This is a genomic window from Microbacterium sp. CCH5-D1 (genome assembly GCF_001557335.1).
In the GTDB taxonomy this organism is placed as follows: Bacteria; Actinomycetota; Actinomycetes; order Actinomycetales; family Microbacteriaceae; genus Microbacterium; species Microbacterium oxydans.
In genome coordinates this window covers 1-10,880 of sequence record NZ_LSJW01000296.1, presented here as the reverse complement: position 1 = coordinate 10,880, position 10,880 = coordinate 1, and the positions used below count along the sequence as shown (strand labels likewise).

The 10,880-nt window shown below is 70.4% G+C and carries 6 protein-coding genes and 1 pseudogene; all 7 read left to right on the top strand.

What is annotated here, in order from left to right; genetic code table 11:
* Window positions 1–409, top strand: a pseudogene (locus AX744_RS20880) (FHA domain-containing protein); the annotation flags it as partial.
* On the top strand, window positions 406–1,221 hold the full coding sequence (locus tag AX744_RS17835; RefSeq protein WP_046746681.1) for a PP2C family protein-serine/threonine phosphatase: 816 nt from the start codon (window positions 406–408) through the stop codon (window positions 1,219–1,221). The pseudogene AX744_RS20880 and the gene AX744_RS17835, both read left to right, overlap by 4 nt.
* Window positions 1,221–2,474 (top strand): FHA domain-containing protein, encoded by a 1,254-nt coding sequence (locus tag AX744_RS17830; protein ID WP_061018441.1) that lies wholly within the window; start codon window positions 1,221–1,223, stop codon window positions 2,472–2,474. The genes AX744_RS17835 and AX744_RS17830 overlap by 1 nt, the downstream gene beginning before the upstream one ends.
* Window positions 2,471–4,114, top strand: coding sequence for a serine/threonine-protein kinase (locus AX744_RS17825; RefSeq protein ID WP_061018439.1), 1,644 nt, complete (start codon window positions 2,471–2,473; stop codon window positions 4,112–4,114). The genes AX744_RS17830 and AX744_RS17825 overlap by 4 nt, the downstream gene beginning before the upstream one ends.
* A 14-nt stretch (window positions 4,115–4,128) precedes the next feature.
* Complete coding sequence (locus tag AX744_RS17820; protein ID WP_230977970.1) at window positions 4,129–4,839, top strand: hypothetical protein; 711 nt, start codon at window positions 4,129–4,131, stop codon at window positions 4,837–4,839.
* A complete protein-coding gene (locus AX744_RS17815) occupies window positions 4,836–6,212 on the top strand; it encodes an RDD family protein (RefSeq protein ID WP_061018436.1) in 1,377 nt (458 codons plus the stop codon). The genes AX744_RS17820 and AX744_RS17815 overlap by 4 nt, the downstream gene beginning before the upstream one ends.
* A 43-nt stretch (window positions 6,213–6,255) precedes the next feature.
* Window positions 6,256–10,755 carry an FtsK/SpoIIIE domain-containing protein gene (locus tag AX744_RS17810; protein WP_061018434.1) on the top strand — a complete coding sequence of 1,500 codons (4,500 nt, stop codon included), beginning with the start codon at window positions 6,256–6,258 and terminating at the stop codon, window positions 10,753–10,755.
* Window positions 10,756–10,880: the final 125 nt, after the last annotated feature.

Sequence of the window (10,880 nt, the reverse complement as noted above, 5' to 3'; positions counted from 1 at the left end):
CGCCGCGCCTGCCGCCCCCGCGGCGCCTGCCGCGTCGCGCACCACCGAGGAGGACGACCTCGAGGACACCAGGATCAGTGTTCCGGGACACCGGCTCGTCTTCACGTGGGACGACGGGACGCGTGTCTCCGTCTCCCGCCGCACGGTGTTCGGGCGCAACCCCGCACCGGAAGAGGGAGCGACGCTCGTGCCCGTGCGCGACGAGACGCTCTCGCTCTCGAAGACGCACTTCGAGGCGGCGGCCGAGACCTCGGGCGGCTGGGTGATGGACCGACACTCCACGAACGGCATGACGATCGTCCGCGCAGGCCAGCGGATCGCCTGTCCCGCGGGGCAGCGCGTCCCGGTGCGACTGGGCGACGCCATCGAGATCGGCGACCGCATCGTCACGATCGGCGGATACGCATGAGGCCGGGACTGGTCGTCTCGACCGGGTCGGCCACGCATCCGGGACTCCGGCGTGCGCTGAACGAGGACGCGCATCTGGCATCGGCGCCGATCTTCCTGGTCGCCGACGGAATGGGTGGGCACGAAGCGGGGGAGCGCGCGAGCGCCGCCGTGATCGCGGAGTTCGCGCGCTACATCGGTCGGTCCGCGCTCGAACTCGACGACGTGCGTCTGGCACTCTCCCTGGCGAGGGAGAGTGTCGAGGAGCTGTCTACCTCGGGCAACGGCCGCGCAGGTACGACACTCAGCGGTGTGTTCGTCGCCTCGGTCGACGGCATGGGCTACTGGCTCGCACTCAACATCGGCGACTCGCGCACCTATCGCTTCGCAGACGGCGAGCTGGAGCAGATCACGGTGGACCATTCCGTGGTGCAGGAGCTGATCGAATCGGGTGAGCTCACGGTCGAGGATGCCGTCTCCGACCGCCGCCGCAACATCATCACGCGGGCGATCGGCGCGAGCAGCACGGGCGACGCGGACTACTGGATGTTCCCCGCCGAGCTCGGCGACCGGATGCTGGTGTGCTCGGACGGACTCACCTCCGAGGTCGCCGACGCCCGCATCCGCGAGATCCTGATCGCCGAGAAGGACCCGCAGCGGGCGGCAGACGTGCTCATCGACGAGGCCGTCAGCGCCGGGGGCAGGGACAACATCACGGTGCTCGTCATCGATGCCGTCTCCGTCGCCTCGAGACCGGGGACGCTGATGGCCACCGATACGGACATCGACCAGGACACACGTCCACGAGAAGCCGCAGCAGGAGGGGTTCGCTGATGCAGACCAGCTACCGACCGGGACAGTGGTACCTGATCGTCATCCCGGGAGCGCTCGTCGCCCTCCCGCCCGAGGTGCCAGGCGATGTCGTCGCGCGGCTGTGGGAGCGCCTGCCGGAGGAGAAGACGCTCGCGACCGTTGTCGATGTGCTCACCGCGCAGTCGGGGGTCTCGTTCACTTCGCTGCCCTCGTTCGTCGCGGCCGTCGCCGAAGGATCGGACATGCGGATCGCCCTGCGGGGGGCGGTCACCGCGAGTGTGGAGACCGGCTCGGAGTCGTTCGAGCTCTCCGGCGCCGATGTCACCACCTGGAACGAGCGCTACCTCGGCGGTGCGACGAAGGTCGAGATCACGGTCGAGAGCGCCGATGCCGACGCCGACGGTCTGCCCGTGCAGAGCGGAATCGTCCGGGCGGCGGCTGTGAGCGCCGAGCTCGAACCGAGCGATGCCGATCCGCTCCCCTCCATCCTCGGCCCTGCCCCGGTCGTCGGGGAGTCCGCGCCGGCCGCGAACGTCGCGGCGCCGGAGCCTGTCGCGGCTCCTGAACCCGCGCCGGAGCCGGTGGCCGAGCCCGCGCCGCAGCCCGAGCCCGCGCCGGAGCCCGCGCCGGAGCCGGTGGCAGCTCCCGAGCCGGAGCCCGAGGAACCGCTCCCCGTCATCGACGATGCCTTCCTGCCGCCCACCGAGGTGACACTCGCTCCGCCGGTCGACGACGACTTCGACCAGCTGTGGGGCGCCACGGTGCACTCCGTCGGCGGGGCGGCGACACCGGCCGCGCCGATCGCCGTCGAGGGCGACCACGACGGCGCGACGATCTCGGCCGCAGACCTCCGCGCGCTCCGCCAGCAGCCGCCGGTCTCCAGTGACGCCCCGACGGAGGTGCTCGATGTCGCCCCGGCACCGGCCGCGGCCTCCGTCGGCCGCATCCGCCTGTCCACAGGGCAGGAGACGGCTCTGGATCGCACCGTGATCATCGGGCGCCGCCCGCGGTCTACGCGGGCGAGCGGCGCGAATCTTCCGCATCTCATCGCCGTCGAGAGCCCTCAGCAGGACATCTCGCGCAGCCACCTCGAAGTACGGCCGGAGGGCGACACCGTGGTGGTCATCGATCTGCACACCACCAACGGGTCCACCCTGCTGCGGCCGGGAGCCGACCCCGTGCGGCTGCACCCCGGCGAGCAGACGCTGGTGCTCTCCGGCGACGTCGTCGACCTCGGCGACGGTGTCACGGTCGCCTTCGAGGATCTGCCGTGACGCGTCGTCCCTCCCCGCCGCCGGACCTTCCCGGCTTCACCTACGTCGAGCCGCTGGGCACCGGCGGCTTCGCCGACGTCTTCCTCTACGAGCAGGAGATGCCCCGCCGCCGGGTCGCGGTGAAGGTGCTGCTCGCCGATCGCATCTCCAGCGGCGCCGCCCAGGAGTTCGCGGATGAGGCGAACGTCATGGCGATGCTCTCCACGCACCCCGCGATCGTGACGATCTACCAGGCAGGGGTCGCCGGAGACGGACGCCCGTACCTGGTGATGGAGTACTGCCCGCGGCCCAACCTCCAGCTGCGCGCGCGGAAGGACCCGTTCTCGGTGGCCGAGGCGCTGCGGGTCGGTGTGCAGGTGGCCGGTGCCGTCGAGACAGCGCACCGCGCCGGTGTGCTGCACCGCGACATCAAGCCCGCCAACATCCTGGTCACCGAGTACAACAGGCCGGCGCTCACCGACTTCGGCATCGCGTCCACCACCGGAGCCACGGGAGAGGCGTCGGGGATGTCGATCCCGTGGTCGCCCCCCGAATCGTTCGCCGAGCCGCCGCAGAGCGGACCCCGAACGGATGTGTGGGCCCTCGGAGCGACGCTGTACACCCTTCTGGCCGGCCGTTCGCCGTTCGAGCGTCCGGGGGAGCGCAACTCGAGCGCCGACCTCATCGAGCGCATCGAGCGTGCAGCTCTCCCCTCGCTGAAGCGGCCGGACTCGCCCGAGAGCCTGCAGCGCCTCCTCGAGCGCGCGATGGCGAAGAACCCCGAAGATCGTTTCCCGAGCGCCGTGGCGTTCGCGCGGGCACTGCAGAAGGTGCAGATCGAGCTCTCGCATTCGGTGACGCCGATCGACATCGTCGACGACCACCCGCCGGCGGAGGATCTGGACGACGACGGCGACGGCCTCACGCGGGTGCGCGAGATCGTCAGCATCGACCCCGACGTGGCATCGTTCACCCGCCCGTCGGCGACGACGCAGCGCAAAGAGCCTCCGGCCGCGCTGCCCGGCATCCCGCGCTTCGACGCGCCACTCGCCGAGACATCGTCCGTGCCGTCCGTCGAGCAGACGCAGCTGCGTGCTCCGACTCCGACTCCTGCTCCGCCGCAGCCGCTGCCCCCGAGCGCCGATGACCGGACGATCGCCCGAGCCCCGCAGGTGGTCGCCCCCGACGCTGCCGTGCCGCCGGCGATGGTGCCCGGCACGCCCGTCGCAGCTCCGGCCGCACCCGAAGCGCCGCGCAGCCGTAAGGGCCTCTGGATCGGGCTCGCCGCCGCCGGCGTCGTGATCGTGATCGGCGGGATCGTCGGTCTGAACCTGCTGGTCGCCGGGATCACACCCGAACCGCAGGAGACGGCCGAGGCCGTCGACCCGAAGGATGTCGGCACGGATGTGGTGCCGAAGGTGACCGAGCTCGCCGGGACGCGGCAGGGCGAACAGGTCGTCTTCACCTGGACGAACCCGAGCCCGCTCGACGGCGACTCGTACATCTGGACCCCGGTGGCCGTGTCGGGAGAGGTCGATCCGCAGCAGACGCCGGATCCGACCGCTACCCTTCCTGCCACAGCGGGGACCGTGTGCATCGACGTGATGCTGCGACGCGACGACGGGCGCGCGTCCGAGACCGTGCGGGGGTGCGTGGAGTGAGTGGTGAAGGCGGTGTGACCGTCGAGTTCGCGGGGGAGTACTTCCCGGTCCGTCGAGGCGGGCGGTTCATCGTCGGACGCGAGGGCGACCTCGAACTCGACGACAATCTGTTCCTGCACCGGCACTTCCTGGAGATCACCGACGCCGACGGGCTGTGGTGGCTGTCGAACGTCGGCACGCGCCTCACGGCGACCGTGACCGACTCGGCCGGCGGAGTGCAGGCATGGCTCGCGCCCGGCGCCCGTCTTCCGCTGGTCTTCGAGACCACCACGGTCGTGTTCAGCGCAGGACCGACGACGTACGAGCTCACCCTGCACGCGGCCGAGCCGACGTTCCGTGCGACCAGACGCGAGCACGACGACGGCGGCGCATCGACGATCGGAGACGTACCGCTGACCCTCAGCCAGAAGCTCCTCATCCTCGCGCTGGCCGAGCCGCAGCTGCGCAGGGACGGCACGGGCATGAGCGAGATCCCCACCTCGGCGAAGGCCGCGGAGCGACTCGGGTGGACGGTCACCCGCTTCAACCGCAAACTCGACAACGTGTGCGACAAGTTCGACCGGATCGGTGTGCCCGGCATGCGCGGTGGGCAGCGCAGCTTCGCGACCAACCGTCGCGCGCGGCTGGTCGAACACGTGATCGCCTCGCGCCTGGTCGGCAAGAGCGACCTGCCTCTGCTCGACACCGCGCACGCCGTCGACGAGGCCGAGGGAGAGCAGGAGTGATCTGGGAGATCGACGACCACGCTCCCGAGGTCGAAGGGCTCGACGCGCACGGACGCCCCGACCCCGCGTACGCGGCGTCGCTGGGGCTGCGACCGGCGGGACGGGGAGCGCGTGTTCTCGCCGCTCTCATCGAGTGGACGGTGGCCGTGCTCATCGCGCTTCCGGCCATCATCGCGCTGACTCCCGTGCTCGCTCAGGCGGTGTCGGGGGAGTTCGACGCGGAGACGTTCTTCGCCCGGGGTGACCTGGTGTGGCTCATCGTCGCCGCCGCGGTCTCGCAGGGGCTGATGATCGCGTATGTGGTGGTCCAGCTCGTGCTGCACGGACGCAAGGGAGTGACGCTCGGCAAGGCGATCTGCGGCATCCGCTCGGTGAACGTCCGCACTCTCGAGCGCCCGGGATTCTGGCGCGGCGCCGTGGTCCGGTACCTCGTCGCGTACGCCTCGTTCATCGTGCCGATCGTCGGCCCCGTGCTGGTGATCATGCTCTCGCCGCTCTTCGATATCGAGAAGCGCGGCCGTGGATGGCTCGACCTGGCCGCCGCGACCTGGTTCGTGGACGTGCGGGGCGGCTTGAACCCCTACGACCAGAAGCGCATGCGCATCGCGCGCAAGCGGGTGAAGACGCCGGAGCACGAGGAGAAGGCGCCGCTCCCGTCCCTGGCCACGCCGGTACATCGCGATGCCCCGGCGGAGTACGTTCCGAGTGCACGGTTCTCCGGCGGCGTGATCGGCGCGCATCGATCCGCCGGGGGCACCGCGCCGGAGCCGCAGGAGGCCCCGGGCGTCGGATCCATGGTGTCGGCCGTGCCCCCGTCACTGGCGACGGGTGCTCCCGGCCCGGCATCATTCTCTCCGGCTCCGGCTCCGGCTCCGGCTCCGGCTCCGGCTCCTTCTGTCCCCGAACCGGCGCCCGTTCGGCCCCCGACATCCGCTCCTGTCGCCGCCGCAGCGGCACCCGCTGTGGAAGCGCCGGCAGCCCCGGACGCACCGGCACCTGCCGCATCTCCCGCGTCCGCACCCGCCGCTTCCCCCGCGCCGACGGGAGTACGAGCGCTCCTGGTGCTCGACACCGGGCAGCGCATCGAGGTGCGGGGGACGACGCTGTTCGGGCGGTCCCCGAGTGCCGCCGCTGGCGAGGGCGAGGCGCTCCTGGTGCCGGTCGTCGACGACACGCGCTCGGTGTCCAAGACCCACATCGCGGTGATGCCGGCCCGACGGGGCGTCTTCGTCGTCGACCGGGCCTCCACGAATGGCAGCGCGATCGTCCGAGGCGGTTCTGAGACAGCGCTGCCGGCGGGACACCCCGCGGAATTGCAGATCGGCGACACGGTGCGCTTCGGCGACCGGTCCCTCCTGGTGGAGTGGGTATGACCCTGAGCAGTGAGATGCGCCCTCGGCGCGGTGAGGACGAGCGATGAGAGTCAAGCTGACCCTGCGTCGACCCGCGGCACCCCTGACCGACGTGGTCGTGATGGCCGACTCGACGGCGACGATCGCCGACGTGGCGCGGCAGATCGCCACGACAGACCCCGCGCGCAGCATCATGGCGGCGCCCAGCGATGTGCTCACGCTGTCTGTCGCCCCGCCGACCAGCGAGCAGCTCACGATGCTCAACCCCGACCTGCTCGTGGGCGATGCCCCGATCGGCTCCGGGTTCCTCGCCGAGGTGATCAACGTCGGATCCCATCGGGCGTCGGTGGGCGGGGCGGGCACGCACCCGGCCGCCGTCCTCACGGTCGTCGCCGGTCCTGCCGCCGGCCAGGAGTTCCCGTTGCCGATCGGTCACTTCCTGATCGGACGCGACGCCGCGAACGATGTGACCATCGCCGACCCGCTGGTCTCGAAGCGGCACGCCCGCATCGAGGTCGCGGCGACCTTCGTCGAACTGGTCGATCTGAACTCCGCGAACGGCATCCTCGTCGACGGCGGACTCGTGCAGCGGCTCCGGGTCATCCCGGGACAGAGTTTCGTGCTGGGCGACTGCGAGTTCGTCGTGCACATGGTGAGCGATTTCGACGGCTCCGCCAGCGGCGACCCGGTGCTCGAGCGCGGAGGCGCTCTGATGTTCAACCGCAGCCCGCGCGTCGAGGAGCGCTTCACCGGGCAGGAACTGGACGAACCCCGCTACCCCCGCGACCAGCCGTCCCGGCTGTTCCCCTGGCCCATGCTCGTTGCGCCGATCCTGCTGGCCGTCACGATGTTCAGCATCACGCAGCGTCCGGCGTCCCTCCTGATCGCGGCCGCGTCGCCGATGATGATGTTCGGGAACTTCATCTCGCAGAAGACCAACCTCGGTCAGCGTCTGCGCAAGGAGGCGGAGTCGTTCGAGGAGCAGTTCGAACGCCTGGAGGAGACGCTCTACCACTCCCACCCGAGGGAGCGGGAGGTGCGGCAGAACGAGGTACCGGCCGTCGCCGTCGTGTTCGACGAGGCGATGCGGCTCGGACCCCTGCTGTGGACGCGACGCCCCGAGCACTGGAACTTCCTCGCGATGCGCCTGGGCGTCTGCGAGAGCGAGGCGCGCACGCGCATCAAGCGCACCGAGAGCCCTGACGCGCTCGTCGAGTACGTCGAGCGCGTCGACCGCCTCGAGGAGCGGTACCGGATGATCGACGACGTGCCGATCCTGGAGTCGCTCCAGAGCGTCGGGTCGATCGGTGTCGCCGGTCCCACATCGCTGGCGAGCGACGCGCTCCGCGGCATCGCCGTGCAGCTGTTCGGCACGCATTCGCCGAACGAGCTGGTGACGGTCGCGCTGACCGAGCCGGGCTGGGCCAACGAACTCGACTGGCTCAAGTGGTTGCCCCACACCTCCAGTGAGCGCAACCCGTTCAAGGAGATGCCTCTGGCAGACTCCGCCTCGACCGGCACGGCACTGCTCAGCGGCCTGGAGGAGATCGTCCTGCGTCGCTCGCGGGAGTCGAAGTCCGCCCGGCCCCCGTACGGCGCCGACTGGGACCCGATGCGCTACGGCACCGACGTCAAGCGCGCCGCCGAGGACGCGACATTCCCCGGCCAGACGGCGATCCTCGTGATCATCACGAACGATGCTCCTGTCGATCGCGCCCGGCTGACCCAGATCCTGGAACGCGGCGCCGACGTCGGCGTGTACGCCCTGTTCGTCGCTCCCGTGGTCGAGGCGCTGCCCGCCGCGTGCCGCACGTTCGTCGACGTGAGCGCAGGGCTCGGCGATGCGGTGGTCGGCACGGTCCGCAGCGGCGTGGACTATCGCGGAGTGCAGGTCGAGGGCGTCTCGCACGCCTACATGACCATGTTCGCCAAGCGGCTGGCCCCCGTCGTCGACTCCAGCACCGTGATCGAGGACTCCTCCGACATCCCGAACTCGGTCAGCTTCCTCTCCCTGGTGGGCACCGAGGTCGCGGAGGACGCGAACGCGGTGATCGACCGCTGGCGCCAGAACAACACGATCATCGACCGCTCCGGCGCCCCGCAGGCCCGGCTGAAGAAGGCGGGGAACCTGCGCGCCATCATCGGACAGTCGCAGACCGACGCGATGACCCTCGACCTGCGCACCCAGGGTCCGCACGCCCTCGTCGGCGGGACGACCGGTGCCGGTAAGAGCGAGTTCCTGCAGGCCTGGGTGCTCGGCATGGCAGCCGCCCACAGCCCGGATCGCGTCACCTTCCTCTTCGTCGACTACAAGGGCGGCTCCGCGTTCGCCGACTGCGTCGACCTGCCGCACACGGTGGGCCTGGTCACCGACCTGAGCCCGCACCTGGTGCGTCGCGCCCTCACCAGTCTGCGCGCCGAGCTGCACCACCGCGAGCACCTCTTCAACCGCAAGAAGGCCAAGGACCTGCTCGAACTCGAGAAGCGGCGTGACCCGGAGACTCCGCCAGCGCTCGTGCTCGTGATCGACGAGTTCGCCGCGCTCGCCGGAGAGGTGCCGGAGTTCGTCGACGGTGTCGTCGACATCGCCCAGCGCGGTCGCTCCCTCGGCATCCACCTGATCATGGCGACGCAGCGACCGGCCGGTGTCATCAAGGACAACCTGCGGGCGAACACGAACCTGCGCGTCGCGCTGCGCATGGCGGACGAATCCGATTCGAAGGATGTCGTCGACGATCCGGTGGCGGCGACGTTCCCGCCCTCGCTGCCGGGGCGCGGTATCGCGAAGACCGGTCCGGGACGCCTCGTGCCGTTCCAGTCGGCCTACGCCGGCGGATGGACGACGGACGAGGCGCAGGTCGCCGAGGTGAAGGTGGCGGAGCTCCGGTTCGGTTCCATCCAGACCTGGGAGGCCGAGCAGGCTCCGGAGTCCGAGTCCCACGATGAGGATCTCGGACCCAACGACCAGAAGCGCATCGTGGCGACGCTCGTGAACGCGGCACGAGAGGCCCGTATCCCCGCGCCTCGACGTCCGTGGCTGGACGACCTCGAGGGGGCCGTCGACATGCGCGACCTCCCGGTGCTCGGCGACGGACAGGTGCTGCTCGGCAAGATGGACGTGCCGGAGCGGCAGCTGCAGGAGCCGGCGTACTTCCACCCCGACAAGGACGGCTCGCTCCTCGTCTACGGCACGAGCGGGTCGGGCAAGTCGACCGTGCTGCGCACCATCGCGATCGCGGCGGGCTTCGACCCCGCGCATTCGAACGTCGAGGTGTACGGACTCGACTTCGGTTCCGGCTCGCTCAAGAGCCTGGAGATGCTCCCGCACGTCGGCTCGATCATCTCGGGCGACGACTCCGAGCGCGTGCAGCGCGTGCTGCGCTCGCTGGCTGCGGTGCTGGATGACCGCGGCAAGCGCTTCAGCGCCGCCAACGCCTCGAGCCTCACCGAGTACCGCGAGCTCACCGGGCGGGACGAGGCGCGCATCCTGCTGCTGATCGACGGCTTCCCGCAGTTCCGCAGCGAGTGGGAGTCGACCACCGCGCGGATGCCGTTCTACCAGACCTTCATGCGCATCCTCGGCGAGGGTCGCCCGCTGGGCGTGCACGTGATCGCGAGCGCCGACCGTTCCGGCTCCGTGCCCACAGCGGTCAGCGCGAACGTCTCGCGGCGCGTGGTGCTGCGCCTCTCGGATGAGTCCGGTTATGCGATGCTCAACGCGCCCAAGGATGTGCTGGACGAGCGTTCCGCGCCCGGTCGCGCCATCGTCGATGGCCGCGAGACGCAGATCGCGACGCTGGGCGGGACCCCGAACGTGGCGGAGCAGACCAAGCTGCTCGAGGGGCTCGCGGAGAGGCTGCGTGCGGCGGGAGCGAGGGAGGTGCCGGAGATCGGCGCGCTGCCCACCCGCCTGTCGGTGCGCGACCTGCCCGATCGCCTCGGCGAGTTCCCGGTGCTCGGTGTCGCGGAGGACACCCTGGCGGCGCGCGACTTCGACCCGGTCGGCACGTTCGTCGTGGCCGGTCCGCCGTCGTCGGGCAAGACCAACGCCCTCAAGTCGCTCATCACCTCGATGCGGCGACTCGACCCGGCGACCGTGCTGTTCCATTTCGGAGGCCGTCGTGCCCAGCTCAAGGACTACACGAGCTGGACGCGCAGCGCCGTGACGCCGGAGGACGCGAAGGAGCTCGCCAAGGAGATCACCGAGCTGATCGCCGACGACTCGCTCCCGACGAGAGTGCTCATCGTGGTCGAAGACGTGCCCCAGTTCGCCGACAGCCCGGCCGAGCGCGAGATGAAGGCCCTCTTCCAGGCGATCAACCGCAGCGACCACCTGCTCATCGGCGATGCCGACGTCACGCAGGTCACGAGCGGCTTCGGGTTCATCGGCGACTTCAAGGCCGGGCGCAAGGGCATCATCCTCAAGCCCGATTCCTTCGACGGCGACGCGGTGTTCAAGGTGCCGTTCCCGAAGGTCAAGCGCACCGACTTCCCCGAGGGGCGAGGCATCTTCGTGCAGGCCGGACGCCAGGTCACGGTGCAGCTGCCGCTCGTCGAGGGGTAGACGACGGCCGCAATCGTGGATGGGGAGTTGTCCCCATCGACGGGGCGCGGATATTTCCATAGGGTGGGGTTATTCGGGCCGGAGGGGTCCGGTTCTCTCGATTTGCGGAGGTGTGGACGATGGCC